We start from the raw sequence: 26,736 nt of genomic DNA, 5'->3' as shown, positions 1-26,736 counted from the left end.
ATGGCCCGCCCCGTCCTGCTCAACAGCTGCGCCCGCGCGGCCACGGCCGCCGAGGCGCGGTTCCGGATCGGCTACCCGCTCGTGCCGTCCCGCGCGACCCGGGTCGTCGCCCTCGACGACGTCGCCGCGTCCGCCGTGCGGGCCGTCGCCGGGCACGCCTGGCACCACTCGCGGTTCTACCTGCTCGGGTCGCCCGACGGGTTGCACCTCGAACGGGTGGGTTCCGGCGAGTCCGTGCCGCTGGCACCGGAACTGGACGGCGTCGACGCGGTCGTGATGGTCGCCGGCACCGCCGATGGCGCTTCGGCCGCCGCCACGATCGGCGCGTCCTGCACCGTCCGCGGCGTGATGACCGCCGGCCTGGTGCTCGACGACGACGAGACCCGCGACGCGCTCGCGGCGCTGCGGCCGTACGCCCGGGTGCTGATGGTCCCCGCCGACGTCGAGGACCTGGTCGAGCTGCTGCGGGCGATCCGGGCATGAGTGGCGAACGGGTGAGCCTGGCCGACGTCCAGGCGATGAAGGCCGACGGGCGCAAGAGCGTGTGCGTCGTGGCCTGGGACTACCAGATGGCGCGGATCGCGGACCGGGCCGGCGCGGACATCGTCTCGGTCGGCGACACCGTCGGCGTCAACCTGTGGGGCCACGCGAGCCCGTTCGAGGTGACGCTCGACGAGCTCCTGGTGGTCGCGAAGGCCGTGCGGCGCGGTGTCAGCCGGGCGCTGCTCAGTTGCGACTTCCCGTACGGGCCTTTGCAGGAGGGCGTCGACAGCGCGGTGCGCGCCGCGGTGCGCCTCGTGAAGGAGGCCGGTGTCGACCTCGTGAAGGTCGACGGCGCGCCCGACTTCCCGGAGGCGGTGCGGGCCATCGCGCGGGCCGGGATCCCGGTCTTCGCCCAGTTCGGCCTGACCCCGCAGACCGCGCTGCGGCACGGGGTCAGCTACCGCGCGGCGGCCGGCGCGCAGGTGCCCGCCGCGATGACGCGGGAGCTGGTGGAGCAGGCGCGGGAGCTGGTCGCGGCGGGCGCTTCCCTGCTCAACTTCACCAACTCGGGGTCGGTCGTCGGCCCAGCCGTCGTGGCGGCCGTCGACGTGCCGGTCCTCGGCGGTTTCGGCGGCGGGCCGTGGCTCGACGGGCGCATCCGGATGGCCACCGCCGCCATCGGGTACGCGGCCACGAACGTCGACAAGGAGCCCGACACCTACGCCAACGTCGCCCGGATCAGCTACGAGGCACTGCGCGCGTACGCCGCCGACGTGCGCGCCGGCCGCCAGATCCGCGGCGGGATCCCCGTACCACCGTCCGAATAGGAACCTCGCTCATGCCCACCGCGGTCATCGACGGCATCACCACCCGCTACGAGGTCACCGGCACCGGCCCGGCCCTGCTGATGTTCTCGCCCGGCGGCTTCGACTCGCACCTGGAGGCGTGGGAGACCGTCGGCGTCTACCGCCGGCTCAACCTGGTCGCGCACCTGAGCAAGGAGTACACCTGCGTCCGGTTCGACCGGCGGGAGTCCGGCGGGTCCGGCGGCCGGGTCGAGCGGCTCACGTGGGCGTCCTACGTCGCCCAGGCGGTGGGGCTGCTCGACCATTTGCGGATCGAGTCCGCTCACCTGATGGGCGGCTGCGTCGGGTGTTCGACCGTGGCGGCGACGGCCGTCGCCCATCCCGGGCGGGTGCGCAGCATGGTGCTTTACTCGCCAGCCGGCGGCGTGCGCTACCGGATGAAGCAGCACGAGCGGTTCGTCACCCATCTCGCGTTCGCCGCCGCGCACGGTCTGGGCGCCGTCGTCGCGCTGGCCCGGTCCACTTCGGACGGCTTCAGCAAGGACGCCCGGGTCGGTCCGTGGGCGGCGCCCCTGCGACACGACGCCGCGTTCGCCGATGCCTACGCCGCGGTCGACCCGGCCCGCTATGCCGCGATCGTCTCCGGGACCGCGCGGCTGCTCTTCGACCGGGACACCGTGCCCGGGCCGGAGCCCGAGGACCTGCTCGCCCTCGACGTGCCGGCGCTGATCGTGCCCGGCCAGGACACCTCGCACGCGCCGTCGGCGGCCCGGTATCTGCAGGAGTGCCTGCCGGTCAACGACTTTTGGGACGTGCCGGTGGCCGAGCAGACCGAGTCGTCGGCGCCGGCCCGCATCGTGGAGTTCCTCCGCGCTATCCGGTGAGGTCCACGGTGGACGGCGCGAACATCGCGTCGACGTCGACCGGTTCGCGCAGGATGTGCTGTGCGACGGCCTGATCGACGAGCAGCTCCAGGATCCGGCGGTTGGGCTCGATGCCGTACGGCAGCGGGTCCGCGCCGGTCTCGGCCATGACCCGTGCGTACATCCGGTCGGTCGCGTCGTTGACCGCGCCCAGCCGCAGGCCGGCGACGTAGCGGCGCTTGGACTCGGCGAAGGCCTCGAACACCGCCGCCGCGACGCCCGGGTTGGCGGCGAGCACGTCGTCGCGGACGACCACGAGGTGGTTGATCGGGTAGAGGCCGCGACCGTGCAGGGCGGCGAACCCCGCCTCCTCCGGGGCGGGGATCAGCGGCACGACGTCGGGGCCGTCGACCGGGGTGCCGATCACCGCGTCCACGTCGCCGTCGCGCAGCAGTTGGGCGAGCGTCCGGCCCGGGTCGGCGGGCACGACGTTCGCGGGCGGGCGGTAGGCCTGCACGTGCTCGTCGCCGGAGGGCACCCAGGTCACCGAGTCGAGGTCGAGCCCGTGTTCGAGGGCGAGGATCGCACGGGCCCACACGCCGGTGGTGACGGTGTAGCCCCGGTTGACGCCGACCCGGCGGCCCGCGAGCTGGCCGGGCTTGGTGATCTCGCCGTCGGCCCGCACCACGATCGCGCCGTGGTGGAAGCCGCGGACCAGGAAGACCGGCAGCGCGGTGAAGGCGACGCCGTGCGCGCGGGCGCACAGGTAGGTGGTCAGGGCCATCTCGCTGACGTCGTACGCCCGCTCGCGGACCATCCGGCGGAACGCGTCGACCAGGACCGGCACCTCGTTGAAGGTCAGCGGGTAGCCGGCGGGTGAGACCGCGCCGGACTTCAATGCCCGGTTGTTTCCCTGGGTACGCGTGACGGTCACCAGCAGCTGCGCCATTGCCCGCATGCCTCCTGATCGGTCGTATGACTGCGCCTAGGGTATATTGGGCTGACCATTTTATCTATTGAGGAGTTGTGGTCATGCCCGAGCTGGTGCGTGCGGCGGTGCGGGTCGCGGCGGGTAGGACCGAGATGCGGGAGCTTCCGCTGCCCGAGCTCGACGACGACTCGGCGCTGATGCGGGTGGAGGTCGCCGGCATCTGCGGCACCGACGTGAAGATCTACGCCAACCCGCCGAGCATGATCCACGGCCCGGTCATCATGGGCCACGAGAACGTCGGCGTGATCGCCCGGGCGGGCCGCGCCTTCCAACGCCGGCACAACCTGCGCGAGGGCGACCGCGTCTTCGTCGAGCACTACGTCGGCTGTTTTCACTGCGAGTGGTGCCGGATCGGCGAGTACCGGCACTGCGAGGCGACCGACTGGCGCACGAACCCGGACGCCCGGCGCTACGGCTACACCTCGGCCGCGAACCCGGGCACGTTCTGGGGCGGCTTCGCCGACTACATGTACCTGCCCTGGAACGCGGTCCTGCACAAGGTCCCCGCCGGCGTCACGCCGGAGCTGGCCGGCCTGGTGACGCCGCTGTCCAACGGGATCGAGTGGGCGCTGCTCGCCGCGGGCGTCGGCTACAGCAGCACCGTGCTGATCCAGGGGCCGGGGCAGCAGGGCCTTTCCCAGGTGGTCGCCGCGAAACAGGCCGGTGCGGCCCAGATCATCGTCACCGGCACCACCCGCGACAAGCCGCGGCTCGACCTGGCCCGCGAGCTCGGCGCCGACCACGTCGTCGACGTCGTCTCGGAGGATCCGCTGGAACGCGTGCGGGAGATCACCGGAGGTCGCGGGGTCGACTTCGTGCTCGACTGCACGTCGCGTGCCGGCACCGCGCCCGTGCTGCTCGGCATCCAGGTGCTCAAGCGGCGCGAGGGCGTCCTGCTGATCCAGGGCGAGCTCGCCGCGTTCCCCGACTTCCCGGTCAAGCTGCTCACCGAGAAGGCGATCACCATCAAGAGCGCCCGCGGCCACTCCTACCGGGCGTGCGAGCTGGCGTTGGAACAGCTCGCGTCGCGGCGGTTCCCGCTGGAGAGGCTCGCGACCCACCGCTACGGCCTCGACCAGGTCGACCACGCGATCCGCGTACTGGCGGGCGAGACGGACGAGGACGCCATCCACATCTCGCTGATGCCCGACCTGAGCTAACTCGGTGCGTCGCGGCGCCGCAAGTCGGTCCAGCCGGGTTGCGTCGGGGCCAGTCTGGTGTCGACCGCGTATGAAATGGGGTGCTGTTGGCAGCCCTGGTCTGGTTCGGTATGTGGCGGCGTGGCCGACTTTTGGTGCGTGCCGGTGGCGCGGCGTGAGTGCGATGTCGATCGACGTGTGGGCTGAGGAGCTGTTGCCGGCCCTGGCCTGATTCGTTGTGTGGCTAGCGTGGCGGGTCAATGCGTGCCGGCGGTGCCGGGCGCAGTGCGGTGTTGGTCGGCGTGTGGGCTGGGGTGTTGTTGGCGGCCTGGTCTGGTTCGGTGTGTGGCCGGCGTGGCGAGTCGGTGCGTGCCGGCGGTGTCGCGGTCACTGCGATGTCGACAGCCGTCTTGGCTGGGGTCCTGTTGTCCGACCTGACGATTCAGCGCGCTGCGGACGCGGTGAACGAGCCGAGGGCTCTGCGCAGGTCGACATCCGCGTCGGCGGCCAGGGTCGGGTCGACGGTCGTCCGGGTCGCGAGGGCCTTGCGCACCACCAGGTAGTCGCGGGGCGAGTTCACCGCGTCGACCGCCAGCAGTTCGCCGCCGCCCAGGTACAGCACGGAAAACCGCTCCCGTTCCGGGTCGCCGCGGACGATCAGCGTGTCGTAGCCCGTGCCGATGCCCGCGATCTGCAGCTTGATGTCGTCCTGGTCGGACCAGAACCACGGCACCGGCTCGGGCTGCGGCTCCCGGCCGGCGATCGCGCGGGCGGTCGCGCGGGCCTTGGCGAGCGCGTTCTGCACCGACTCGACGCGGACGTAGCCGCCGTCGGCGTTGGGGAACGCCGTGCAGTCGCCGACCGCGTACACGGCGGGGTGGCTCGTGCGGCCCTGCGCGTCGACCAGGACGCCGCCGCCCGCGCAGGCGAGGCCCAGGGTCGTGGCCAGCTCCGTGCGTGGCTCCATGCCGATGCCGACGAGGACCAGGTCGGCGGGGATGACCCGGCCGTCCGCGAGGCGTACACCTGTCACCGAGCCGGCACCCGTGAAAGCCGTGACGCGCGCACCGAGCACGACCCGGACGCCGCGGCGTTCGTGTGCCGCGCGGTAGAACTCCGAGACGACCGGAGCGACCGCACGGGCGAGCAGGCGGTCGGCCGTCTCTACGACCGTGACGTCCTTGCCCAGCTTGCGCAGGCCCGCGGCGACCTCCAGGCCGACGAAACCGCCGCCCACGACGACGACCCGCGCAACCCCGGCAGCCTGCTCGCGCAGCCGGACCGCCTCGTCGAGGCCGCGGAGGTAGCCGACGCCGGCAAGGTCGACGCCCGGCACCGCCAGCGCCCGCGGCCGCCCGCCTACGGCCAGCACGAGCGTGTCGAAGCCGACCCGCAGCCCGGCCTCCGTCGTGGCGACGCCGGTCCGGCCCGTGCCGTCGGGCAGCCGCACGTGGGTGACCCGCTGCGACGTCACGAGGTCGATGTCGGCGTCGGCGTAGAAACTCGGCGCGCGCAGCCGCAGCCGCTCGATGTCGAGCGGGCCGGCGAACTGCTTCGACAGCGGCGGCCGTTCGTACGGCGGGTGCGGCTCGGCACCCAGCAGCGTGATCGGCGCGGTGTAGCCGTTCTCGCGCAATGAGGCCGCGACCTGCACGCCGGCCTGCCCCGCACCGACGATGAGCGTGCCCATGTGCCCCTCCTGGACGGATCGGCGTGACCCGCCCAGCGAGAGTAGCAAATGAGCTATTGGTTAGTCCAAACGAGTGTGTTCGACGCGACGCGCGGTCCGGTGCAGGTGCTCCCGCAGGACCGTCTCCGCCGCTGCCAGGTCCCGGAACCGGATGGCGTCGACCAGCTTCAGGTGCTCGTCGATGCCCAGCCGGCCCATCGCGGGCGCGATCTCCATGGCCTTCTCGAGCGACATCAGCAGCGGGCCGTGGAAGCCCCGCACGAGCATGCTGATCGCCGGGTTGTGGGCGCTGTCGGCGACCCGGATGTGGAAGGCGGCCGACATCTCCATGGTGTACGTGCCGTCCTGCAGCGCCGTGCCGCCGGCCTCGATGAGGTCGTACAGCTCGGTGATGTCGTCGGCGGTGGCGCGCTCGACGACCAGGGGGAGGATGCCGAGCTCCACGATCATGCGCGCCTCGGTGACGTTCGCGGCCGTCAGCGGGGAGAGGCTGAGCAGGTCGGACAGGCCCTCGCCGAGCCGCTCCGCGGTCGGCGAGGTCAGGTAGCCGCCGCCGCGCGCGCCGACCCGGACGGTGGCGAGCCCGGTGGCCTCGAGCACCCGCAGTGCCTCGCGCACCGGCACCCGGCTGACGCCGAAGCGCTGACACAGCTCACGCTCGGTCGGTAGGCGGTCGCCCGGACGTAGCTTGCCCTCGCGGATCAGCCCCTTGATCTGGTCGACGATGACCAGGGAAACGCGGTCGACGTTGACGCGGCTGAACATGGTGCCGACTTCCTCGGTTGTCGCCACGCTCCACTCTCCTCAGGCGAGTACCCAATCGATCGATGGTAGGGGATCCGGCGCCGGTCGGTGGGGCACCACGCGCTTGACATCCCTTACTTTGGTAATACCATTACGCCAACTGCGTGGAAGGGGAGTCCGTGGCCAAGGACGCACTCGTCTCGGAGAGCATGGCGAAAAAGTTCGAGCGGGAGAAGGATTCGCCCTACGTCCGTTGGGTGCGTTCCGAGGGACTCGACATCATCTCGGCCCAGTACGTCCCCGACCTCAACACGGTCGAGCTCCGGCCCTGGGAGCGGCGCGGCGGCCGCGGCGTGTTCATCAACCACGAGGCGTCGCGCACCTCCAACGACTGCTACGTCGCGGAGATCCCGGCCGGCGGCAAGCTCGCACCGCAGCGCCAGCTGTTCGAGGAGATGATCCTCGTGCTGGCCGGCAACGGGTCGACGACCGTCTGGAACGACGCCGGTGCCAAGGTCAGCTTCGAGTGGGGGCCGGGCTCGCTGTTCGCGATCCCGCTCAACGCCTGGCACCAGCACTTCAACGGCTCCGGCACGACCGCGGCGCGGTTCGTGGCGTCGACCAACATGCCGCCGGTCATCAACCTCTACGACGAGCCGGAGTTCGTCTTCGGCACCGCGCACGACTTCGTCGGCCGGTTCGCCGGCGAGCCGGACTACTTCGCCGACAAGGACGACCGCGAGGGCCTGCTGCTGCGCACCAACTTCGTCGCGGACGCGGTCAGCCTCGGGCTCAACCAGGCCAAGGAACGCGGCGCGGGCGGCGGCCACATCCGGTTCATGATGGCCAAGGGCTCGATGAACAGCCACATCTCCCAGTTCCCGGTGGCGACGTACAAGAAGGGTCACCGGCACGGTCCGGGCGCCCACGTGATCATCCTCAGCGGGCAGGGCTTCAGCCTGATGTGGCCCGAGGGCGAGCAGCCACGGCGCTACGACTGGCAGCCCGGCACCCTGATCGTGCCGCCGAACATGTGGTACCACCAGCACTTCAACACCGGCGACACCCCGGCCCGCTACCTCGCCTTCAAGCACGAGGGCGTGTCGATCCGCAACGAGCAGGGCGTGCCGAAGGCGTGGATCAGCCGGCGCATCGGCGGTGACCAGATCGACTACGCCGACGAGGCGCCGATCGTGCGCGAGACGTTCGCCAAGGCGCTGGCCGAGAAGGGCCTCACACCAGCCATGAACGACGCGTACGCCGCCGAGCTCGAAGATCTGCCGCCCTTGTCGTGACGGTCGACGACGAGCACGACGACGGTCCGGAGCTCCCGCTCGAGGAGAACCCGCTCTGGCAGCAGGACAACATCGTCCTGCACAGCGTCGGCATCGACATCGGGTCCTCCGGCACGCAGGTGGCGTTCTCGCGGCTCCACCTGCGCCGCCTCGGCGAGGACCTGACGAGCCGCTACGTCGTCGTACGCAGCGAGACGCTGTTCGAGTCGGGCGTGCGGTTCACCCCCTACACCGACGGCACGCTGATCGACGCGGTCGCGCTGGGGCGGATCCTCGACGACGCGTACGCGGGCGCGCGGAGCACCCCGGACGACGTCGACACCGGCGTCGTGATCCTCACGGGTGAGGCGTTGCGGCGCCGGAACGCGGCGGCGATCGCCGAGGTGATCAGCGAGCGCGCGGGCGACCTCGTCTGCGCGTCCGCCGGGCACCACATGGAGGCGATGCTCGCCGCGTACGGGTCCGGCGCGGTGCGGGCGTCCCACGCGGCCGGTTCGCGGATCCTCAACGTGGACATCGGCGGGGGGACGACGAAGCTCTCGCTCGTCGAACGCGGCCGGATCGTGTCGACGGCGGCCTTCCACGTCGGCGGGCGCCTCGTCGCCGCCGACGGTGGGGTGGTGACCCGGCTGGAGCCGGGCGGCCAACGGCACGCGGCCCGGGCGGGGCACACGCTGTCGCTGGGCGGCGCGATCGCCGAGCCGGTTCTGACCGACATCGCGCGGGTGATGGCGGGCGAGCTAGGCGCCGTCCTGCGTGGCGAGTCCACATCGGAGGCAACGCGGCTGTGGCTGACCGAGCCGATCGGGGACCTCGCCGGGCTCGACGGCGTGATGTTCTCCGGCGGTGTCTCCGAGTACGTGTCCGGTGTGGAGACCCGCGACTTCGGCGACCTCGGCCGGCCGTTGGGCCGCGAGTTGCGGGCCGCGGCCGAGCGCGGCGAGCTGCCGGCGCCGGTGCTGCCGTCGGCGGAACGGATCCGGGCGACGGTGCTGGGCGCGTCGCAATATTCGGTGCAGCTCAGCGGGATCACCAGTTACATCAGCGCGCCGGAACGGACCCTGCCGAGGCGGAACCTGCCCGTCGTGCAGCCGGCCTACGACCTGGCCGACGACGTCGACGCGGTGTCGGTGGGTGCGGAGATCGCCCGGCACGTGGACCGCTTCGGCGCCGGCGAGTTCGCGCTCGCGCTGCCCTGGTCGGGCCCGCCGGAGTACCCACGGCTGCGCGCTCTCGCCGAGGCCGTGGTGAAAGGTCTGACCGCGCACGCGGATCGACCGTTCTACCTGGTACTCGACAGCGATGTAGCCCGCACGCTCGGACTGATCCTTCGCGACGAGTTGGGCATACCCAATGATCTGGTTGTCCTCGACGGGGTGCTGTTGCGGGACTTCGACTACGTCGACCTCGGCCGGGTCCGCCAACCGTCCGGCACCGTCCCGGTGACGATCAAGTCGCTGGTCTTCGGCCCGCCCGATCCGGCAGCACCCCCGCGGTGACCGGCGAGTATCCGGCCGTGCGGGTCGCGGCGAGCGAGGCGGAGCTGGCGCGGGCCGCGGCGGCGTTCACCGCGACGGCCCTGCGATCGGCGGTGGCGCGCACCGGCGCCGCCCGGGTCGTCATGGCCACCGGGAACTCGCAGCTTGCGTTCGTGCGGCGGCTGGCAGCCGAGGAGATCCCGTGGTCCGCCGTGACCGTCTTCCACATGGACGAGTACATCGGCATCGGTCCGGACCACCCGGCCTCGTTCCGGCGCTGGATCCGCGACCACGTCGCGGCTCCGTTCCGGCCGCGGGCCGTGCACTACATCGACGGTGACGCAATAGCGGCGGACGAGTGCGACCGATACGAACACCTGCTGCGCGCCGCGCCGATCGACCTGACGTGCATGGGCATCGGCGAGAACGGCCATCTGGCCTTCAACGAGCCGCATGACGCCGATTTCGACGACGACCGGTGGGTGCGGCAGGTGACGCTGACCGACGCGTCGATCGCCCAGCAGGTCGGCGAGGGCCACTTCGCGACCGCGGACGACGTGCCCCGCTCGGCGATCTCGTTGACGATCCCGGCGCTGTTGGCGGCCTCCCGGGTGCAGGTCGTCGTGCCCGAGGCGCGCAAGGCCCACGCAGTCCGGGACAGCCTGACGGCCGACATCTCGCCTGCATGCCCAGCCACGATCCTGCGCCGCGCGGCTCACGCGACGCTGTTCCTGGACCCGGACTCAGCCGGGCTCGTCGACCTTGGCAACCGCCGCTAGCCGCGGGTAGACCCGGCGGGCGTTGTCGCGGGCTCGTCGGTCTTCGCGACCGCGGTTAGCCGGGCGGTGGGACGCGGGTAGACCGGGCGGGCGTTGTCGCGGGCTCGTCGGTCTTCGCGACCGCGGTTAGCCGGCCGGTGGGACGCGGGTAGACCGGGCGGGCGTTGTCCCGGGCTCGTCGATCGTCGCGACCGCCGTCAACCGGGCTGCGAGCCGCGGGTAGACCCGGCAGGCGTTGCCCTCGAACGTCTTCGCCCGGTCCTCCTCGGACAGACGGACGTTGTCGACGTAGCGCCGGGTGTCGTCCCACGCGTGCCCGGTCTCCGGGTCCACGCCGCGGACGGCGCCGTGCAGCTCCGACGCGAACAGGATGTTGTCGACATCGACGACCCGATAGAGCAGGTCGATGCCGGCCTGGTGGTAGACGCACGTGTCGAAGTAGACGTTGCGCATCACGTGCTCGGCCAGCGGCGGCCGCCCGAGCCGGTCGGCCAGGCCGCGGAAGCGCCCCCAGTGGTACGGCACCGCGCCACCGCCGTGCGGGATCACCAGGCGCAGGGTGGGGAAGTCCCGGAACAGGTCGCCTTGGACGAGCTGCATGAAGGCGGCAGTGTCGGCGTTGAGGTAGTGGGCGCCCAACGTGTGCGCGTTGGGGTTGCACGACGCCGAGACGTGCACCATCGCCGGGACGTCAAGCTCCACCAGCGCCTCGTACAGCGGATACCAGAACCGGTCCGTCAGCGGCTTTCCGGACCAGTGCCCGCCGGACGGGTCCGGGTTGAGGTTGCAGGCCACGAAGCCGAGCTCCTCGACGCACCGGCGCAGCTCGCGGACCGACTCGTCAAGGCCACTGGCCGGCGTCTGCGGAAGCTGGCAGGCGCCCGCGAACCGGGTCGGGTGGAGCGCGACGACGCGGTGCAGCAGGTCGTTGCAGGCGCGCGCCCAGACGGACGCGACGGCCTGGTCGGTCGTGTCGTGCCCCATGGCGGAGGCCTGTGGCGAAAAGACCATCAGGTCGGTGCCGCGTTCGTGGAGCAGCCGGCCCTGCGTACCCGCGATGGTTTCGCGGATCTCGTCGTCGCCGATCCGTGCCGGCGTGGGCCGCTCGCCGCCGAAGAGCGCGTCGCGGTAGGCCTGATGGGCGCCCGGCGCGGTCGTGTAGTGACCGTGGCAGTCGATGATCATTCCGCGTCCGGCTCCTGGTCGATGTAGCGCAGACCCTTGCGGGCCAGGCGGTCGCGCATGTCGTTGACGTCGAGGCTCAGCTCTCCGGCCCGGTAGCGGGCCCGCGACGCGGCCTCCTTCTCCTCGCGGGCCGCCGACGCCGCGACCACGTCCGCGACGGTCGCCCGCGGCACGACCACCACGCCGTCGTCGTCCGCGGCGATCACGTCGCCCGGTGTCACGAGCTGGCCCGCGCAGACGACCGGGACGTTGACGTCGCCGAGCGTCTCCTTCACCGTGCCGGTGGCCGAGACCCAGCGGGTCCAGACCGGGAAGCCCATCCCCGTCAGGTCGGCCACGTCGCGGCAGCCCGCGTCGATGACGAGACCGCGCACGCCGCGGGCCGCCGCCGACGTGGCGAGCAGGTCGCCGAAGTAGCCGGCGTCCGACGGCGAGGTGGGCGCGACCACGAGGACGTCGCCGTCGCGGCACTGTTCCATCGCTACATGGATCATCCAGTTATCGCCCGGCGGTACGCTCACGGTCACGGCGGTGCCGCACAGCCGCGCGCCCGGGAAGATCGGCCGCAGCCGCACGTCGAGCAGACCGGTGCGTCCCTGCGCCTCGTGGATGGTGGCCACGCCGAACCCGGCGAGCGCGTCCACAGCGGACCGGTCGGCGCGGCGGATGGTACGTACGACGACCGCCATGTCACTCCAGGGTTAAATGGTCTAACATTTATCACTTGGATCGCAACTGTAACCCGCAGTAGCGGCGTTTGGTAGAGTGGTATGACATCATTTCTTTAGTCCCCACTGTCCCGAGGGAAGAGCCGATGGCAGCCGCCAAGACTCCGCCGCCCGCCGCTCGCGTCGGCGACGACGCCGACATGTTCAAGGCCGTCTCGCTCAATCGGGTGTCCCACGTCATCGTCGACCAGATCAAGCTGCTGCTGAGGCAGGGCCGGCTGCGCCCAGGTGACCGCCTGCCGAGCGAGCGTGAGCTGTGCGAGCGGTTCGGCGTGAGCCGGGTCACGGTCCGCGAGGCGCTGCGGGTCCTCGAGGCCAACGGCCTGGTCGACATCCGGGTCGGCGCCCGCGGCGGCGCGTTCGTCACGTCGCCGACGTCGCAGCAGATCGGCGAGGGCCTGGCCGACCTGCTCAACCTCTCACCCCTGACGGCGGCGGACGTGACGGAGGCGCGCCAGGTCTTCGAGCTGGGCATCATCCCGCTGCTGGTCGACCGCGCCACCGACGAGGACATCGCCGCCCTGCGCGAGATGGTCAAGGTTCACCAGGCGGCCCTGGACCGCGGGGAGTACGACATGTCGATGTCGGCTGACTTCCACGCCCGAGTGGCGGCCTGCACCCACAACCCGGCGATCGAGATGCTGGTCCAGTCGTTCCACGGCCCGCTGCTGATGTCCCTGTCGGAGGCGAAGGTGGCGGCCCCGCTGATGGGCCACCGCGGCGCACAGGAGCACGCGGCCTTCATCGACGCCATCGCCGCCCGCGACGCCGACAAGGCGACCGCCATCATGAGCAAACACCTGAAGCGCACGGCCGACCGCGTACGCCGTTCGTCCTAGCGTCCGTCGGTCAGGACGCTAGGACCCCGGCCGCAGCCGGCCCATCTCCACACGGCAGCAACCATCCAGCGTCCATCCGCGCTACTGCCGCGCACCGCGGGCGAACGCGTCGCGGATGGTGGCCTCGGCTTCGGCGCGCGGTTGCCAGCCACGTACCTCGGATTCCTTGCCGGGTTCCAGCTGTTTGTAGACGTCGAAGAAATGGCCGATTTCCGCCTGCAGGAACTGTCCGAGGTCCGGCAGGTCGGTGATGTGGTCGTAGCGCTGGTCGCCCGCCGGGACACAAAGGACCTTCGCGTCCGGGCCACGCTCGTCGCGCATCCAGAACACCGCCACCGGCCGGACCCGGATCTGGCAGCCCGGGAAGGTCGGCGCGTCGAGCAGCACCATGGCGTCGAGCGGGTCGCCGTCCTCCGCGAGCGTGTCGGGTACGAAGCCGTAGTCGGCCGGATAGGCCGTGGCGGTGAACAGCGTGCGGTCGAGCCGGATCCGGCCGAGCCGCTGGTCCATCTCGTACTTGTTGCGAGATCCGGCGGGAATCTCGACGATCATGTCGAAGTCCATTCGGTGACCTCCCCAGCCGACGTTACCGCGCGGGGTCGTGCCATCCGTCGTGGCTGGCCATGAGGCTCTGTGCCGGTTCCGGCCCCCAGGTCCCGGGACGGTAGGGCAGGGGCGCGGTCTGGTCCTCCAGCACCGGGTCGACGACCGCCCACGCCGCCTCCACGCCGGCCTCCGTGGCGAACAGCATGGCGTCGCCGGCCAGGGCATCGCCCAGAAGCCGTTCGTACGGCGGCATGTCGGCCTCCGCGGGCCGGTCCAGCGCCGCCAGTTCGACGTCGGTGCCGCTCATCGTCTGGCCCGGCTTGCGGACGGTGACGCCCATCGAGATCATGCCCTCCGGGCTCAGCCGGAACCGCACGTAGTTGGGCGGGTGGTGGCGGTCCGTGGCGGCCAGCGTCGCCGGCGGCCGGCGCAGGCGGATCAGCACCTCGGTGGCCGTCACGGGCAGCTTCTTGCCGGCCCGGATGAAGAACGGCACGCCGGCCCACCGCCAGGTGTCGACGTGGGCGCGCAGGGCCACGAACGTCTCCACCGTGGATCCGGCCGCGACGCCCTTCTCGTCGAGGTAGCCGGCGAACTGGCCCCGGACCACGTCGTGCCGGCGCAGAGGCGGGATGGCCCGGAACACCTTGATCTTCTCGTCGCGTACGTCCTCGTGGCCGTACCCGGCAGGTGGTTCCATCGCTAACAGGCTCAGCACCTGGAGCAGGTGGTTCTGCACCACGTCGCGCACCGTGCCGGTCTGGTCGTAGAACGCGCCCCGCCCCGCGACCCCGAAATCCTCCGCCATCGTGATCTGCACCGAGTCGATGTAGTGCCGGTTCCAGAACGGTTCGAGCAGCGCGTTGGCGAAGCGGAAGTACAGCAGGCCGAGCACGGCCTCCTTGCCGAGGAAATGGTCGATGCGGTAGATCGCGTCCTCGGCGAAGACCTTGTGCAGCACCGCGTTCAGCTCGCGCGCCGAGGCCAGGTCGTGGCCGAACGGCTTCTCCACGACGACGCGGCCGTCCCGCGCACAGCTCGAATCGCCCAGCGCCGTCACCACCGTCCCGAACAGCGCCGGTGGGATGGCGAGATAGAACAGGGGCGCCTTGGCCGAACCCAGCTCGGTGCGGAGCGCCTCGAACGTGGCGGGGTCGGCGTAGTCGCCGTCCACGTAGCGGAGCTTGTCGCCGAGCCGCCGCACCGTGTCCGCGTCGGTGATGCCGGCCGCAGCCAGGCTCTCCTGGGCCCGCTGCACCAACTGCGTGCGGTCCCAACCGCTCTTGGCCACCCCGATCACCGGCAGGTCGAGCTTGCTGTGGGAGACGAGACCGGCCAGGGCAGGAAAGATCTGCTTGTACGCGAGGTCGCCGGTGGCGCCGAAGAACACCAGGGCGTCGGCCGCCCACCGCTCCGCTGCGATGACCACGCGCCATCCCCCCCGTCGCCGAAGGCCGAGTCATCCCATTCTCGCGCCGCCGGCCCGCTCACGGCGGCAGTTCGGCGACGAAGGTCAGCCTCGCATGCCCCGGTAGCGGCGGATCAGCGCGTTGGTGGACGAGTCGTGGCCCAGCTCCGGCTCGGGGCCGCTGGTCAGCTCCGGGATGATCTTGGCGGCCAGGGCCTTCCCGAGCTCGACGCCCCACTGGTCGAACGAGTCGATGTCCCAGATCGTCCCCTGGGTGAACACGCTGTGCTCGTAGAGCGCCACGAGGGCGCCGAGCAGCCGGGGCGTGAGCCGGTCGGCGAGCAGCACGTTGGTCGGCCGGTTGCCCTCCATCACGCGGTGCGGCACCACGTCGTCGGCCGTGCCCTCGGCGCGGACCTCCGCCTCGGTCTTGCCGAACGCCAGCGCCTGCGCCTGGGCGAAGACATTGGACATCAGGAGGTCGTGGTGGTCGCCCAGCGGGTTGAGGGTCTGCCCGAAGCCGATCAGATCGACCGGGATGAGCCGGGTGCCCTGGTGGATGAGCTGATAGAAGCTGTGCTGGCCGTTGGTGCCGGGCTCACCCCAGTAGACCGGGCCGGTGTCGTACCCGATGGGATCCCCGTCGCGGGTGACGTGCTTGCCGTTGGACTCCATCGTGAGCTGTTGCAGATAGGCCGGAAACCTTTTCAGATATTGCTCGTACGGCATCACGCCGATGCTCTGCGCGCCGAAGAAGTTGACGTACCACACGGTGAGCAGGCCCATCAGCGCCGGCAGGTTCTCCTCCAGCGGTGCCGTGCGGAAGTGCTCGTCCATCTCGTGGAACCCGGCCAGCAGCTCCCCGAACCGCTCCGGGCCGATGGCCACCATTGTGGACAGCCCGATCGCCGAGTCCATCGAGTAGCGGCCGCCGACCCAGTCCCAGAACCCGAACATGTTGGCCGTGTCGATGCCGAACTCCGCGACGCGCTGCGCGTTGGTGGACACCGCGACGAAGTGCTTGGCGATCGCCGCCTCGTCGCCGAGCTGCCCGATCACCCAGTCGCGGGCGGAGTGGGCGTTGGTCAGCGTCTCCAGCGTGCCGAACGTCTTGGACGAGATGACGAACAGGGTCTCGTCGGCCGACAGGTCCCGGGTCGCCTCGACGAAGTCGGTGGAGTCCACGTTGGACACGAACCGGAACGTCAGGTCGCGGTCGGTGTAGTGGCGCAGCGCCTCGTACGCCATCACCGGGCCGAGGTCCGAGCCGCCGATGCCGACGTTGACGATGGTGCGGATGCGCTTACCGGTGTGGCCGCGCCACTCGCCGGACCGGATCCGCTGCGCGAACGCCGCCATCCGGTCGAGCACCTCGTGCACCTGCGCCACCACATCGACCCCGTCGACGACCAGCGTGCTGCCCTTCGGCATGCGCAGTGCCACGTGCAGCACGGACCGGTGCTCGGAGGTGTTGACGCGGGCACCCGAGAACATCAGGTCGCGGCGCTGTTCCAGCTCGCACTCGCGGGCCAGCCCCAGCAGCAGCCGTACCGTCTCGTCGGTGATCCGGTTCTTCGAGTAGTCGAGGTAGAGGCCCGCGGCCTCCGCGGTCAGCCGCTCGCCCCGACCCGGATCGTCGGCGAACAGGTCCCGCAGGTGCCGGCCGCTGATCTCCGCGTGGTGGGTCGCGAGTGCCTGCCAGGAAGGTAGGTCGCTGCGCGGCGTGGTCGGCATGGTCGCCCCGATCGGTTGGCTCGGCTCAGGGAGGTCCTGGTCCAAGTGCCAGATGGTACCGGGGTGCCCCGGCCGCCGGGCGCGATTCGTCGTGGGTCGTGCGTGAGGTAGATCGCGCTAGCCGCGCGGGTGGGGCAGCGGCCGGTCGTCGACGACCTGCTTCATGACCAGTGTGGAGTTCAGCCGCTGCACGCCGGGCAGGGCGGACAGGACGTCGTCCTCCAGCCGCTGGTACGCCGCGAGGTCGGCGGTGACGACGCGCAGCAGGTAGTCCGGGTCGCCGAACAGGCGCTGGGCCTGGACGACCTGCGGCACGGCGGCGACGGCGGCCTCGAAGCCCAGCAGGGTCGCGCGGTCCTCCTGCCGCATGGTGACGAAGACGAGCGCCTGAAACGTGAGGCCGACCGCGGTGGGGTCGACGAGCGCGCGGTAGCCGCGGATGACGCCGGTGCGTTCCAACTCGCGCAGCCGGCGGTGGCAGGGCGAGACGCTCAGCCCGACGCGGGTGGCCAGCTCGGTCACGGTCAGGCGGCCGTCCATCTGCAACAGAGCAAGGATCTTCCGGTCGATCGCGTCCATCGCGAAGATTCTTCCAGGATCGTGACCTGGGCCGGAAGAGCTTGGAACCATTGTGTGTACGGTCGGCGATAGTTTGCCGGCATGGCCGCACAGACGATCGTCGCCTTCTGGGCCGTCGCCCTCCTGCTGATCGTCGTGCCGGGCCCGGACTGGGCGTTCACGTTGAGCGTCGGTGGCAGCGGCCGGTCGGTCGTGCCCGCGGTCGGCGGCCTCACGATCGGCTACGGGATGTTGACGGGTGCGGTCGCGCTCGGCGTCGGGGCGACGGTGGCCGCCTCACCGGCTGTGCTGACCGCCCTCACGGTCGTGGGCGGCTGCTATCTGATGTGGCACGGGGCGACGACGGCGATCCGGCGGTCCTCTGCGCCCGCCGCGGACACCGCCGTCCGCGGCAACGTCCTGCTGCGTGGCATCGGGGTCAGCGCGCTGAACCCCAAGGGCCTGTTGCTGTTCGTCGCCCTTCTGCCGCAGTTCGCGGACCGGCACGGTAGTTGGCCCGTGGCCGGGCAGCTCGCGTTGCTCGGCCTGGTGTTCACGGCGACCTGCACGGTGTTCTATCTCGGCGTCGGCTCGGTGGCCCGGACGGCCCTGCGCGGCCGCCCGGCGACGGCGCGGCTGGTCGTCCGCATCTCCGGCGCCGCGATGTTCGTCGTCGGCGCGGCCCTGCTCGTCGAACGGATCGCCTAGGCTGGCGGCGGAATGGGACGCTCCTGGTTGGCGCTCGCGCTCAGCGCCGCGGTGCTCGCCGGCTGCTTCGCGGGCGGGGCGTCGCGAGCGGCAGAACGGGTCGAGATGACCGAGGCCGCGCTCACCGGCAGTTGGCAGGATGTCGCCGGTTCGGTGATCGTCTTCGAAGCGGGTGGTGGGTTCACCGCGACCAACCTGCCCTATCACGAGCTTCCCTCGTTCGAGGGTGTGTTGCCGCCCGGGTTCGACCCGGAGACCGATCCGCTGCCGGCCTCGGGTTGGTGGGCGCTGTCGCCGCCGCTGGGAGCACCGTCGGGCCCGGAGGTCTCGGTCGAGCTGCACGTGCGGGAGCTCGCCGGTCGCCCGTCGAGTACCGGCCTGCAGATGCGGTCGGAGCAGGACAGCACGGAGACCGTGCTGACCTTCTACATCGGAGACCCCGACGCCAACGACCGGTTCGTCTACCGGAAGTGTCAGTCACCGTGTCCCACCCCGTAGGAGATCCGCCGAGGCGTTGCCCGCGTCGGGGTCGCCGATCTCCGGCAAGCCAACGCCCCGTTCGACCCGGGGCCTGCACACCCGTTTGACTATCCGCGAGCGTGTCGCCGTCGGATCCCCCGGCCGGTGGAAGCTGGGCGGTTACGTTGTGTGCGTGGCAGGTGCCCGAGAGCAACCTCGCGTTCGGACAGGGGAGCTTGGCCATTGGCTGTCAAAGGTGTTCGCGCTCAACCCTGGCATGATCTACTGGGCGCAGGGCGTGCTGTTCCTGGACGTCGTGCTGGTGCCGCTGGTCGTTTTCCTGTCGATCGGTCACGAGGAGTATCTGCTCACCGCGGTGTTCGGCTCGCTCTTCGCGGGATTGGCCGACCCGGGCGGCCGTTTCGGGTACCGCGCGTCGCATCTCGGCCTATTTTCGTTGATCGGCGCCGGCGTCACCGCATTGGCGTTCGGTGTCAGCGGGAGCGGCTGGGGCTTGCTGACCGTCGTCGCGTTCGCCGTCACGCTGCTCGCCGGATTGGCGGTTGTCTTCGGCGTGCACCGGTACGTAGCCGGGACGCTGCTGAACGTCTGGTTCATCATCGGCCTCGGGTTGGGATTCAGTCTCGACCAACAGCCGAACGTGACGAGCCACATCTGGGCTCAGGTGGTCTCCTGGCTCGGTGGTTCGGCTCTGTGGATCGCGGTGACGTTCGCCGGATGGCTCATGCTGGGACGCGAGAAAAGGCCGCAGCCGTTCCCCGCGATGCCCGGCGACACCACCGGGCGAAAGCTGACGCGACCCGTGGTGCTGTTCGCCACCGTCCGCGCGGTGGTCATCGGGGGTGCCGTCGCCATCGCGTTCGGCTTTGACCTTTCGCACGGATACTGGCTGCCGATCGCGGCCCTGGCCGCGATGCAGACAAGCCTCGCGCAGACCACGCTGGTGGCCGTGCAACGCCTGTCAGGCGCACTGATCGGCGCCGGCGCGGCGGCATTGCTGCTGCTGATTCCCTCGAGCGAACAGGGATTGCACCGCGTTGCGGTCCAACACGCACTGGAGATCGTCGCGCTCGTCCTGCTGATGCACGGGATTGCCGTTCGATTCTGGAACTACGCGTTCTACAGCGCCGCCGTCGCGGCCGGGGTCCTGATCCTGTTGGACCTCCCGCGGTCGTCGAACAACAGCGCGGTCGGCTACCGCGTTCTCTGGACGGTGTGCGGCGCGGGGCTCAGCGTGCTCGTCATGGCATTCGCCGCGCTGCTGGGCCGACGGCGTCCTGGCTCGGCGGGACCCCGAACTGGCGGCGGTAGTCGCGGCTGAACTGGGACGGGCTGTCGTAGCCGACGCGGCGGCTGACGCCGGCGATGTCGGTGGGGTCGGCGGCCAGGTGCAGGCGGGCCTGTTGCAGCCGGATCTGCTTCTGGAACTGGATCGGGCTCATCGACGTCACCGCCTGGAAGTTGCGGTGCAGGGCGGACACGCTCAGGCCGGCGAGCTGGGCCAGGTCCTCGACCCGGAAGCTCTCGGCGTAGTGGTCGCGGATCCACCGGACCGTGCGGGCGACGTGGCTGATGCTGCTGTCCGGCAGGCCGAGCTGGCGGACGGTCGCGCCCTGCTCGCCGGTGACCAGGCGCCACAGGATCTCGCGTGTGACCAGCGGGGCGAGCACCGGCAGGTCGGCGGGCTCGTCGAGCAGGCGGAGCAGCCGGACGACGGCGTCGAGCAGGCTGGCCGGCGCGGTGCTCACGGCGATCGCCGGAGCCGGCCGGTCGTTCGGTGTGCCCGGCGCCTCCAGCAGCAGGTCGGCGACCGCGCGTGGGTCGATGCCGATCCCGACGCCCAGACCCGGCCGGTCCGGGCTGGCCTCGATGAAATGGCTGGTCACCGGCAGCTCGACGGAAGCGACCAGGTACTGCCCGGGCCCGTAGTCGTAGACCCGGTCGCCGAGGCCGCAGCGTTTGGTGCCCTGGCCGATGACGACCAGCACCTTGCCGTACGTGGCCGGGGCGGGCGGAAAGGGCCGGTCGGCCCGCATGATCTGCACGCCGTCGATGGCGGTCCGCAGGTCGGGCCGGGCGTGGCGGGCCAGCAGGTCCCGCAGCTCGTCGACGGACATCCGGAGATTGAACCACCTGTGGCGCATCGGCCCAGCGGCCGATGCGCCACACAGTGATCAGCTTTAGGCGCCGATCTGCCGCAGGATGGTGGCGCGGTCCGGCGAGACCCAGAACTCGGCGACCTTGCCGTCGGCGATGCGCATGACACCGATGCCGACCGCGCACACGGTCTGCCCGCTGGCGGGCACGCCCAGCAGTTCGCCCGTGTGGGTGCCCTCGTACCGGCACCGCAGGGCGACCTTGTCACCCTCGGCGATCAGCTCCTCCAGCGGGTGCCGCAGGTCGGCCATGCCGGCGAAGAAGCCGTCGGTGAACTGCTTCACCGCCGCCAGGTCCATCGTCGGAAAGCCGGCGGCGTGGAACGCGAAGTCCGGCGTGCACCACTCCTCCGGGGTCGCCTTGCAGCGATCCAACTCCTCGAAGTAACGGCGAACGATATTCTTGTTCTCCTCGGACATGGTTATCCCCTTCTCTCTAACGGGCGGCCGGCAGGTGCCGGACGGGCTTGTTCGGGCGCCGGCAGTGGTAGACCAGCGCCGGTGGCAGGTTGGCCCAGACGGTCCGGCCGAGCACGACCTCGTCGAACCGGTTCTCCAAGGCGTCGCGCAGCCGGCGGGCCGGCGGCGCCCACCGCGCGTGGACGTAGGCGAAGGTGGTGAACACCCCGTCCGGTGCCAGGGACCGGACCGCGGCGGACAGAACGTCGCGCTGTTGGCTCTCGGCGAACGCGGCCCACGGCAGCCCGCTGACGATCACATCGGCGTGGGACAGCCCGCGGGCGGCGAGGATGTCCTCGAGTTCGGCGGCGTCGGCCAGAGCGACATCGACGGTGGGGTACCGGGTAGCGAGCCGCACCGCGAACCGTTCGTTGATCTCGACGGCGATGTGCCGGCCCCGGCCGCCCAGGCGTTGCTGGATCGGGCCGGTGAAGGCGCCGGTGCCGGCGCCAAGCTCGACGACCACAGGCTCGTCGGTTCCCGGCACCACGAGCGCGCCGGCTCGGGACGTTACGGGCTCGCCTCTCCCGGGGACCGCGGTCCTGCCGGCCTTGTGTCCAACGGACCCACCGGCCTGCGAAACCACCGGCTCGTCTGCCCCGGGGACCGCGATCCTGCCCACCCGGGGCGTCACGGGCTCGGCTGCCCGGGGCACTACGGCGGTGGTCGCTCGGGCGAGCGCCGCGCCGCTGGGTGCGACCGCGCCGACGGTGAAGGGACTGCGGAGGAATTCCTGCAGGAATGACATGGACAGTCCTTTCATCGACGCTGCGAGGTAGACGCCGGCTCCAGGACACGGGCCAGCCAGTCGGTGCGGGCCCGGCGTGCGGCGGCCGAGATCCGTGCCTGCGGGTGCAGGGCGTCGAAGCCGTGGAAGCCGCCGGCCCAGACGTGCACCTCGGCCTGGCCGCCGGCGGCCCAGATGCGGCTCGCGTAGGTGACGTCCTCGCCGCGGAAGACCTCGGCCGAGCCCGCGTCGACGTACGTGGTCGGGAGCCCCGACAGGTCGCCGGCGATCGCGGGGGAGACGTAGGCCGGCACCCCGTGCCCGCCCAGGACCGACGCCCAGGCGAACTCGTTCATCTCGCGGGTCCAGACACCCGGCTCACCGGCGTACTGGTGGCTCGACGTGGTGACGTTGCGGTGGTCGAGCATCGGGCAGATCAGCACCTGCGCCGCGACGGCCGGCCCGCCGCGGTCCCGAGCCAGCAGGGTGATGCCGGCCGCCAGACCGCCGCCGGCGCTCGCGCCCGCCACGACGATGCGCGCCGGGTCGACGTCGATCTCCGCGGCGTGCTCCGCCACCCAGCGCAGGCCCTGGTAGCAGTCGTCGACGATGGTCGTGCCGGTGACCTCCGGCGCCAGCCGGTAGTCGACGGTGACGACGACGGCGCCGAAGCGGTCGAGCCATTCCAGCGGGATGTCGATCTGGGAGAACCGGTCACCCATGATCATGCCGCCGCCGTGGATCCAGTAGACGCAGGGCGCCGGACCGGCAGCGGCAGACGGGCGCAGGATCGTCAGGGGTACGGGCGCGCCGTCGGCGGCCGTGGCGGTGGCGTCCTGGCGGTCGACCGTGCGGGTCGCGAGGTGCGGCTCCAGCGGCGTGGCCGCCAGTTGCCGCAGTTGCGGCAACAGCTCGGCGCTCAGCTCGGTCAGCAGCGGCGTGCCGGCCAGCAGGGCCTGGAGCTCGGGGTCGATGGCGGGTCGCGGCGTCGTCATGTCAGTGGTCCGGTGAACGCCGGCTTGCCGCCGACCGGCACCTCGTCCGAGTACGTCGCCTCGCCGGTCAGCAGCGGCTGCAACCTGGCGACGAACGACTGGGCGGGCGCGCTGTCGAAGAAGGCGCCGTGCGCCTCCCGGCTGACCCACCCTTCGGTGACGTGTACGACGTCGGGGTCGGCGGCCGAGCGGCCGACCAGGAACACGACACAGTCCTGGTTGGACAGCGACGGTGCGTGGAGCAACAGGTCGACGACCTCGTCGCCCTTACCGGGAAGAGCGGTCATCGTGGCGTGGAATCCGTGTCCGACGGGCATTTCGTCAGCTCCTTCGACAGTGGGCGATCTCGATCTCGATCCACTGTCGATGCGGCGCGGCGGCCGCACATCTGTCACTCGACTGCCCGAATCCGGGGGAATGACCTAAGCCACGACGTAAGAAATAAGGGTTAGGTCATTTGACAGATGCCGCGCCAGCGCGACCCGGCGGACGATCGGACGCGTGACGAGGCTTCCGGGGCACGAGCAGCCCATGCTGCGCCGGCGTGAGGCGCGGGACCGCGCCCTCTTCGACCTGGACGACGGGCCGGTCACGCCGTCGAACCGCGCGGAGCTGACCTCGGTGGCGGACCTGCTCAACGCCCTGCTGGCCACCCTGGTCGTCTCGTCGCTGCAGTTCGATCAGCACGCCTCCGTGGTCCGGGCGCCGTCACACGGGACGCTCGCGGCCTTCCTGCGCGCCTGCGCCGACGACGACCGCGCCGCCGCCCGGCTGCTCGCAGGCCGGGTCGGTCAGTTGGGCTTCGCGGCCGAGTACGACCCCGAGCACCTCGCCGCCCGATCGAGGGTCAGCTTCCGCGCGTTCCCGGACGCCGACCTGTCCGGCATCGTGACCCAGGACCTCGTGGGCGCCCGGATCCTCGTGCAGACCCTTCAAGAGGCGGTGCGCTGGCTCGCGGACGACGACCCCACCACCCGCGGCCTGCTGGAGCGGCTGCTCACGAACAAGGAGGACCAGGCCGACGGCCTCAGCGCGGAGGCTGCAAGTGCGACAGGGCATCTCTAGCCCGGCCCCCGACGCGACCCAACCACGCGCGGTCTGCGGGAGCGTGCAGGCGGACAAGTAGAACCGGGCCGATGGCCTCAGCGCGGAGGCTGCGAGCGTGACAGGGCATCTCTGAGCCCGGCCCGCGACGCGACCCCCAGCTTGGGGAAGATCCGGTAGAGGTGCGCGCCGACCGTGCGATGCGAGAGAAACAGTCGCTCGCCGATCTGTTTGTTGGTCAGCCCGCCGGCGGCGAGTTGCGCGATCCGTAGCTCCTGCGCCGTCAACGTCGACAGGTCGCCGGCGGCCGCGTCCGGAACGCGGTGACCCGCCGCGCGCAGTTCCGTGTCCGTGCGCTCGAGCCAGGGTGCCGCGCCCATCGCCGCGAAGCCGTCGCGCGCCGCCAGTAACTGGTCGCGGGCGCGCGTGGTGGCACCGGAGCGGCGCAGCCGCTCGCCGTACACGAGTCTGATCCGCGAGATGTCGAACAGCCACCGCTCGGCCGGCAGCGCTTCCAACCGGTCCGCGGCCCCCTGGTCGTCGACGAGCAGGTCCGCGCCGGCCTGGATCAGGGCCATTCGCGTCGACAGGCCGGCCACGCCGGCGGTCCGCATCGCCTCGACGTGTGCCCGTGCGTCGGCCAGCCGGCCGATCCGGACCGCCGCCTCGACCAGGTCGAACATCACCCAGGTGCAGTGGGGTACGTGCGAGGCGAGCACGCCGGGCGGGCTCATCGCGGCCGCGTGCGCGAACGCGGCGCCGTAGTCGCCCTGACCGAGGGCCGCCAGTGCGCGCGGGTGGTGTGCGAACAACGCCGCGGCGGCGACACCCCTCGGCAGCGCCCAGTGGGTGATCTCGTCGGCCAGCGCGTACGCCTCGTCGAAACGCCCCCGGCCGGCGGCCACGATCGCCCTGTTGTACCGGAAGTACCAGGCGAAGAACGGGAAACCGTTGGTGTCGCTGACGCGCTGACCCTCGTACGCGAGCTCCTCCGCCTCGTCCCAGCGCCCGGTGAGGAAGTCGTCGAGGCACAGGTGCATGAGCGCACCGAGGTGGCGGCGCGGCGGGCCGCCCTCGCGGCCGTGCACCACCAGGCGCCACGACGGCTCGCGGCTGTCGGCCAGGCGGTCCAGATAGACCGACGCCGTGCCGATCCGCATGATTCGCGTCGGGTCTGCCTCGTCGGGCAGCGTGCGCAGGATCGCCTCGGCCGACGGTTTGGCGGCCACCGCCGTGCGCACCGGGTCGGCGAACGTGCGGCTCGCCAGCGCCAGCACGTCGGGCGGCGCCGGGCGCATCCGGTCGAGGGCGCGGTAGAACGGCTGCCAGTACTCGGGCGCGCTGCCGTACCAGCTCAACAGCAGCAGCGTGTGCATCGCCTCGACGAGGGCCGGCTCGTCGGCGCGGTAACCGTGGTCGCCCGTCTCGATGGCACCGACCAGCAGGCGGTGCGCGGTGTCGACGTCACCCTCCCCGTTGAGCATGAGGAAGGCCGCGGCGTTGGCGGCGTGCAGCGAACCGGCGTCCGGTGCCGCGCGGCGCGCGTCGACGAGCAACGACCGCGCGTCGTCGGTGATGCCGCTGGCCTCCGCCCCGACGTAGGCGGCCTCGGCGAGCCGGCGGCCGCGATCCGCGCTGGTCTCGCTCAGCTCCCCGGCGCGGACCAGCGCGGCGATGGCGGCCAGCGCGTCGCCGCGCAGCATGACCCGGTGTGCCGCCTCCTCGAGCAACCGCGCCACGCTCTCGTCCGGCCCGACGGCGGCCGCCGCCAGATGCCAGGCCCGCCGTTCGTGGTCACCGCGCAGGGCTTCGGCGAGCGCGATGTGCGCGCGCCGACGTTCCTCGTGTGTGGACAGTGCCACGATCGCGGAGCGGATCAGGGGATGGCGGAAGGCGATCCGCGCGGCGGCATCGTCCACACGCACCAGTCGCAACCGCTCGGCCGGTGCGAGGTCGTCGAGCTCGTCGCCGGCCGCCGCCCGGAGCACGCCGACGTCGCCGGTGCTCTCGAAGGTGGCGAGCAGCAGCAGCCGGCGGGTCGCCTCGGGCAGGTCGGCGATCCGGGAGGCGAACATGGCCTGCAGCCGGTCGCTGAGCGGCACGACTTCGGGCGCCGCCGCCGGCCGGGCCGAGCCGAGCAGGCTCGGCGGCAGCTCGGTCAACGCGAGCGGATTGCCTTGCGCGAGGTCCAGCAGCCGCTGCCGGGTCCGCGGTGGCAACTGCGGAAACCGCGCGTGTACGAGCTGCCCGGCGGCCTCGTCGTCCAGCGGTCCCACGACCAGTTCGCCGAGCCCGCGCGGGTCGAGGAACGTCGTCGCGCCGGTGCGGGCCGATGCCAACAGGCCCGCGCGCGTGCCGTCCAGCCGGCGGGCGACGAACCCGAGCACCACCGCGCTCGCCCGGTCGATCCAGTGGACGTCGTCGACGAGCAGCACGAGCGGCACGTCGTCCGCGACCGCCTTGACGAGCGCGAGCGCGGCGTTGCAGACGAGCAGGGCGTCGGGTGCCGCACCGGCGCCGAAGCCGAGCGCCACCGTGAGCGCCTCCCGCGGACCCGGCGGCAGGCGTTCGAGGTCGGGCAGCAGGGGAAGGAACAGCTGGTTCAGGCAGGAGTAGCTGACGTCGGCCTCGAACTCGGACCCCGAGGCGCGTAGCACCCGCATCTCCGCGAGCACGGCGCGCTCAGCCGCGGCGGCGAGCAGCGACGACTTGCCGACGCCCGGGTCACCCCAGACGACGCGGGCTCCGCCGCGTTGCCGCGCACCGTCGAGGAACCCGCGCAGCTGCGCGAGCTCGGCGGCGCGTCCGAACAGTTCGAGGTTGGCCATTTGCCGGCAGACGCTATCCCCGCCGGCAATGGATCTCCAAGGGCGCGGGCGCCTCCAGCGCGAGAACGCCAGG

General features: G+C 71.4%; 27 protein-coding genes. 12 read left to right on the top strand and 15 right to left on the bottom strand.

The features are described 5' to 3' along the window. From Air01nite_RS17505 to Air01nite_RS17495, 3 genes are read left to right on the top strand one after another with little or no spacing between them, the layout of a single operon-like run. Complete coding sequence (locus Air01nite_RS17505; protein ID WP_203703563.1) at positions 1 to 483, top strand: hypothetical protein; 483 nt, start codon at positions 1 to 3, stop codon at positions 481 to 483. Further along, a complete protein-coding gene (locus Air01nite_RS17500) occupies positions 480 to 1,310 on the top strand; it encodes a 3-methyl-2-oxobutanoate hydroxymethyltransferase (RefSeq protein ID WP_203703562.1) in 831 nt (276 codons plus the stop codon). Before Air01nite_RS17505 ends, Air01nite_RS17500 begins: the two co-directional genes overlap by 4 nt. 11 nt (positions 1,311 to 1,321) lie before the next feature. Next, positions 1,322 to 2,173, top strand: a complete 852-nt coding sequence (locus Air01nite_RS17495) for an alpha/beta fold hydrolase (RefSeq protein ID WP_203703561.1) — start codon at positions 1,322 to 1,324, stop codon at positions 2,171 to 2,173. Here Air01nite_RS17495 and Air01nite_RS17490 read toward each other — a convergent pair. Then, a complete protein-coding gene (locus Air01nite_RS17490; protein WP_203703559.1) occupies positions 2,163 to 3,101 on the bottom strand; it encodes a substrate-binding domain-containing protein in 939 nt (312 codons plus the stop codon). The genes Air01nite_RS17495 and Air01nite_RS17490 overlap by 11 nt on opposite strands. An 83-nt stretch (positions 3,102 to 3,184) precedes the next feature. On the opposite strand from Air01nite_RS17490, the gene Air01nite_RS17485 reads away from it, so the two are divergent. Beyond that, positions 3,185 to 4,303 (top strand): zinc-dependent alcohol dehydrogenase, encoded by a 1,119-nt coding sequence (locus tag Air01nite_RS17485; RefSeq protein WP_203703557.1) that lies wholly within the window; start codon positions 3,185 to 3,187, stop codon positions 4,301 to 4,303. Positions 4,304 to 4,724: 421 nt separating this feature from the next. Here the strand turns inward: Air01nite_RS17485 and Air01nite_RS17480 are convergent, their stop codons facing one another. Both Air01nite_RS17480 and Air01nite_RS17475 read right to left on the bottom strand, forming a co-directional pair. Continuing rightward, complete coding sequence (locus tag Air01nite_RS17480; protein ID WP_203703556.1) at positions 4,725 to 5,972, bottom strand: NAD(P)/FAD-dependent oxidoreductase; 1,248 nt, start codon at positions 5,970 to 5,972, stop codon at positions 4,725 to 4,727. A gap of 60 nt (positions 5,973 to 6,032) precedes the next feature. Next, a complete protein-coding gene (locus Air01nite_RS17475) occupies positions 6,033 to 6,764 on the bottom strand; it encodes a FadR/GntR family transcriptional regulator (RefSeq protein WP_239090767.1) in 732 nt (243 codons plus the stop codon). A gap of 116 nt (positions 6,765 to 6,880) precedes the next feature. Between Air01nite_RS17475 and Air01nite_RS17470 the strand changes: the two genes are divergently transcribed. From Air01nite_RS17470 to Air01nite_RS17460, 3 genes are read left to right on the top strand one after another with little or no spacing between them, the layout of a single operon-like run. Next, complete coding sequence (locus Air01nite_RS17470; RefSeq protein WP_203703555.1) at positions 6,881 to 8,011, top strand: cupin domain-containing protein; 1,131 nt, start codon at positions 6,881 to 6,883, stop codon at positions 8,009 to 8,011. Next, positions 8,008 to 9,510, top strand: coding sequence for an ethanolamine ammonia-lyase reactivating factor EutA (locus Air01nite_RS17465; RefSeq protein ID WP_203703554.1), 1,503 nt, complete (start codon positions 8,008 to 8,010; stop codon positions 9,508 to 9,510). Before Air01nite_RS17470 ends, Air01nite_RS17465 begins: the two co-directional genes overlap by 4 nt. Beyond that, a complete protein-coding gene (locus tag Air01nite_RS17460) occupies positions 9,507 to 10,268 on the top strand; it encodes a 6-phosphogluconolactonase (RefSeq protein WP_203703553.1) in 762 nt (253 codons plus the stop codon). The genes Air01nite_RS17465 and Air01nite_RS17460 overlap by 4 nt, the downstream gene beginning before the upstream one ends. Before the next feature lie 126 nt (positions 10,269 to 10,394). On the opposite strand, the gene Air01nite_RS17455 is transcribed toward Air01nite_RS17460, so the two are convergent. After that, on the bottom strand, positions 10,395 to 11,453 hold the full coding sequence (locus Air01nite_RS17455; RefSeq protein ID WP_203703552.1) for an amidohydrolase family protein: 1,059 nt from the start codon (positions 11,451 to 11,453) through the stop codon (positions 10,395 to 10,397). Beyond that, positions 11,450 to 12,142 carry a 4-carboxy-4-hydroxy-2-oxoadipate aldolase/oxaloacetate decarboxylase gene (locus tag Air01nite_RS17450; RefSeq protein WP_203703550.1) on the bottom strand — a complete coding sequence of 231 codons (693 nt, stop codon included), beginning with the start codon at positions 12,140 to 12,142 and terminating at the stop codon, positions 11,450 to 11,452. The genes Air01nite_RS17455 and Air01nite_RS17450 overlap by 4 nt, the downstream gene beginning before the upstream one ends. A gap of 125 nt (positions 12,143 to 12,267) precedes the next feature. On the opposite strand from Air01nite_RS17450, the gene Air01nite_RS17445 reads away from it, so the two are divergent. Further along, a complete protein-coding gene (locus Air01nite_RS17445; RefSeq protein WP_239090766.1) occupies positions 12,268 to 13,020 on the top strand; it encodes a FadR/GntR family transcriptional regulator in 753 nt (250 codons plus the stop codon). Positions 13,021 to 13,101: 81 nt separating this feature from the next. On the opposite strand, the gene Air01nite_RS17440 is transcribed toward Air01nite_RS17445, so the two are convergent. The 4 genes from Air01nite_RS17440 to Air01nite_RS17425 form a co-directional block, all read right to left on the bottom strand. Further along, positions 13,102 to 13,584, bottom strand: coding sequence for an inorganic diphosphatase (locus Air01nite_RS17440; protein WP_203703549.1), 483 nt, complete (start codon positions 13,582 to 13,584; stop codon positions 13,102 to 13,104). Between the two features lie 22 nt (positions 13,585 to 13,606). Beyond that, the gene (zwf, locus tag Air01nite_RS17435; protein ID WP_203703547.1) at positions 13,607 to 14,995 is read right to left on the bottom strand and encodes a glucose-6-phosphate dehydrogenase; all 1,389 of its coding nucleotides are present in this window, start codon (positions 14,993 to 14,995) and stop codon (positions 13,607 to 13,609) included. 84 nt (positions 14,996 to 15,079) lie between these two features. Further along, entirely contained in the window at positions 15,080 to 16,753 is a 1,674-nt protein-coding gene (gene pgi, locus Air01nite_RS17430; RefSeq protein ID WP_373310427.1) for a glucose-6-phosphate isomerase, read from the bottom strand. A 72-nt stretch (positions 16,754 to 16,825) separates the two neighbouring features. After that, on the bottom strand, positions 16,826 to 17,287 hold the full coding sequence (locus Air01nite_RS17425) for an Lrp/AsnC family transcriptional regulator (RefSeq protein WP_203703545.1): 462 nt from the start codon (positions 17,285 to 17,287) through the stop codon (positions 16,826 to 16,828). Between the two features lie 81 nt (positions 17,288 to 17,368). Between Air01nite_RS17425 and Air01nite_RS17420 the strand changes: the two genes are divergently transcribed. The 3 genes from Air01nite_RS17420 to Air01nite_RS17410 all read left to right on the top strand — a co-directional run bounded on the left by Air01nite_RS17420 (position 17,369) and on the right by Air01nite_RS17410 (position 19,775). Then, positions 17,369 to 17,974: a LysE family translocator gene (locus Air01nite_RS17420; protein ID WP_203703543.1), complete on the top strand. Its 606-nt coding sequence runs from the start codon at positions 17,369 to 17,371 to the stop codon at positions 17,972 to 17,974. 12 nt (positions 17,975 to 17,986) lie between these two features. After that, on the top strand, positions 17,987 to 18,472 hold the full coding sequence (locus tag Air01nite_RS17415; protein ID WP_203703541.1) for a hypothetical protein: 486 nt from the start codon (positions 17,987 to 17,989) through the stop codon (positions 18,470 to 18,472). A 217-nt stretch (positions 18,473 to 18,689) separates the two neighbouring features. Then, positions 18,690 to 19,775, top strand: a complete 1,086-nt coding sequence (locus tag Air01nite_RS17410) for an FUSC family protein (RefSeq protein ID WP_203703540.1) — start codon at positions 18,690 to 18,692, stop codon at positions 19,773 to 19,775. On the opposite strand, the gene Air01nite_RS17405 is transcribed toward Air01nite_RS17410, so the two are convergent. From Air01nite_RS17405 to Air01nite_RS17385, 5 genes are all read right to left on the bottom strand, one after another. After that, positions 19,696 to 20,571 (bottom strand): AraC family transcriptional regulator, encoded by an 876-nt coding sequence (locus Air01nite_RS17405; protein WP_203703538.1) that lies wholly within the window; start codon positions 20,569 to 20,571, stop codon positions 19,696 to 19,698. The two genes, Air01nite_RS17410 and Air01nite_RS17405, sit on opposite strands and share 80 nt — an antisense overlap. Before the next feature lie 63 nt (positions 20,572 to 20,634). Then, positions 20,635 to 21,030 carry an ester cyclase gene (locus tag Air01nite_RS17400; RefSeq protein ID WP_203703536.1) on the bottom strand — a complete coding sequence of 132 codons (396 nt, stop codon included), beginning with the start codon at positions 21,028 to 21,030 and terminating at the stop codon, positions 20,635 to 20,637. Positions 21,031 to 21,046: 16 nt separating this feature from the next. After that, complete coding sequence (locus tag Air01nite_RS41155; RefSeq protein ID WP_239090765.1) at positions 21,047 to 21,535, bottom strand: class I SAM-dependent methyltransferase; 489 nt, start codon at positions 21,533 to 21,535, stop codon at positions 21,047 to 21,049. 293 nt (positions 21,536 to 21,828) lie between these two features. Next, positions 21,829 to 22,791: an alpha/beta hydrolase gene (locus tag Air01nite_RS17390; RefSeq protein WP_203703532.1), complete on the bottom strand. Its 963-nt coding sequence runs from the start codon at positions 22,789 to 22,791 to the stop codon at positions 21,829 to 21,831. Next, positions 22,788 to 23,108 carry a putative quinol monooxygenase gene (locus Air01nite_RS17385; RefSeq protein WP_203703531.1) on the bottom strand — a complete coding sequence of 107 codons (321 nt, stop codon included), beginning with the start codon at positions 23,106 to 23,108 and terminating at the stop codon, positions 22,788 to 22,790. The genes Air01nite_RS17390 and Air01nite_RS17385 overlap by 4 nt, the downstream gene beginning before the upstream one ends. Positions 23,109 to 23,292: 184 nt before the next feature. Between Air01nite_RS17385 and Air01nite_RS17380 the strand changes: the two genes are divergently transcribed. Next, positions 23,293 to 23,856, top strand: coding sequence for a ferritin-like domain-containing protein (locus Air01nite_RS17380; RefSeq protein ID WP_203703529.1), 564 nt, complete (start codon positions 23,293 to 23,295; stop codon positions 23,854 to 23,856). A gap of 77 nt (positions 23,857 to 23,933) precedes the next feature. Here Air01nite_RS17380 and Air01nite_RS17375 read toward each other — a convergent pair whose 3' ends face one another. Continuing rightward, positions 23,934 to 26,663 (bottom strand): ATP-binding protein, encoded by a 2,730-nt coding sequence (locus Air01nite_RS17375; RefSeq protein ID WP_203703527.1) that lies wholly within the window; start codon positions 26,661 to 26,663, stop codon positions 23,934 to 23,936. Between the last annotated feature and the right edge of the window lie 73 nt (positions 26,664 to 26,736).

The organism is Asanoa iriomotensis, assembly GCF_016862515.1.
Taxonomy (GTDB): Bacteria; Actinomycetota; Actinomycetes; order Mycobacteriales; family Micromonosporaceae; genus Asanoa; species Asanoa iriomotensis.
This window is presented reverse-complemented; position numbering and strand designations above follow the sequence as displayed.

Excerpts from the sequence above, each read along its gene's own strand:
- Air01nite_RS17485 (WP_203703557.1), top strand. The coding sequence starts at position 3,185 with ATGCCCGAGCTGGTGCGTGCGGCGGTGCGGGTCGCGGCGGGTAGGACC.
- Air01nite_RS17415 (WP_203703541.1), top strand. The coding sequence starts at position 17,987 with ATGGGACGCTCCTGGTTGGCGCTCGCGCTCAGCGCCGCGGTGCTCGCC.
- Air01nite_RS17405 (WP_203703538.1), bottom strand. The coding sequence starts at position 20,571 with ATGTCCGTCGACGAGCTGCGGGACCTGCTGGCCCGCCACGCCCGGCCC.
- Air01nite_RS17400 (WP_203703536.1), bottom strand. The coding sequence starts at position 21,030 with ATGTCCGAGGAGAACAAGAATATCGTTCGCCGTTACTTCGAGGAGTTG.
- Air01nite_RS17445 (WP_239090766.1), top strand. The coding sequence starts at position 12,268 with ATGGCAGCCGCCAAGACTCCGCCGCCCGCCGCTCGCGTCGGCGACGAC.
- Air01nite_RS17425 (WP_203703545.1), bottom strand. The coding sequence starts at position 17,287 with ATGGACGCGATCGACCGGAAGATCCTTGCTCTGTTGCAGATGGACGGC.
- Air01nite_RS17500 (WP_203703562.1), top strand. The coding sequence starts at position 480 with ATGAGTGGCGAACGGGTGAGCCTGGCCGACGTCCAGGCGATGAAGGCC.
- Air01nite_RS17375 (WP_203703527.1), bottom strand. The coding sequence starts at position 26,663 with ATGGCCAACCTCGAACTGTTCGGACGCGCCGCCGAGCTCGCGCAGCTG.
- Air01nite_RS17495 (WP_203703561.1), top strand. The coding sequence starts at position 1,322 with ATGCCCACCGCGGTCATCGACGGCATCACCACCCGCTACGAGGTCACC.
- Air01nite_RS17505 (WP_203703563.1), top strand. The coding sequence starts at position 1 with ATGGCCCGCCCCGTCCTGCTCAACAGCTGCGCCCGCGCGGCCACGGCC.
- Air01nite_RS17385 (WP_203703531.1), bottom strand. The coding sequence starts at position 23,108 with ATGCCCGTCGGACACGGATTCCACGCCACGATGACCGCTCTTCCCGGT.
- Air01nite_RS17490 (WP_203703559.1), bottom strand. The coding sequence starts at position 3,101 with ATGGCGCAGCTGCTGGTGACCGTCACGCGTACCCAGGGAAACAACCGG.
- Air01nite_RS17480 (WP_203703556.1), bottom strand. The coding sequence starts at position 5,972 with ATGGGCACGCTCATCGTCGGTGCGGGGCAGGCCGGCGTGCAGGTCGCG.
- Air01nite_RS17440 (WP_203703549.1), bottom strand. The coding sequence starts at position 13,584 with ATGGACTTCGACATGATCGTCGAGATTCCCGCCGGATCTCGCAACAAG.
- Air01nite_RS17420 (WP_203703543.1), top strand. The coding sequence starts at position 17,369 with ATGGCCGCACAGACGATCGTCGCCTTCTGGGCCGTCGCCCTCCTGCTG.
- Air01nite_RS17450 (WP_203703550.1), bottom strand. The coding sequence starts at position 12,142 with ATGGCGGTCGTCGTACGTACCATCCGCCGCGCCGACCGGTCCGCTGTG.
- Air01nite_RS17390 (WP_203703532.1), bottom strand. The coding sequence starts at position 22,791 with ATGACGACGCCGCGACCCGCCATCGACCCCGAGCTCCAGGCCCTGCTG.
- Air01nite_RS17455 (WP_203703552.1), bottom strand. The coding sequence starts at position 11,453 with ATGATCATCGACTGCCACGGTCACTACACGACCGCGCCGGGCGCCCAT.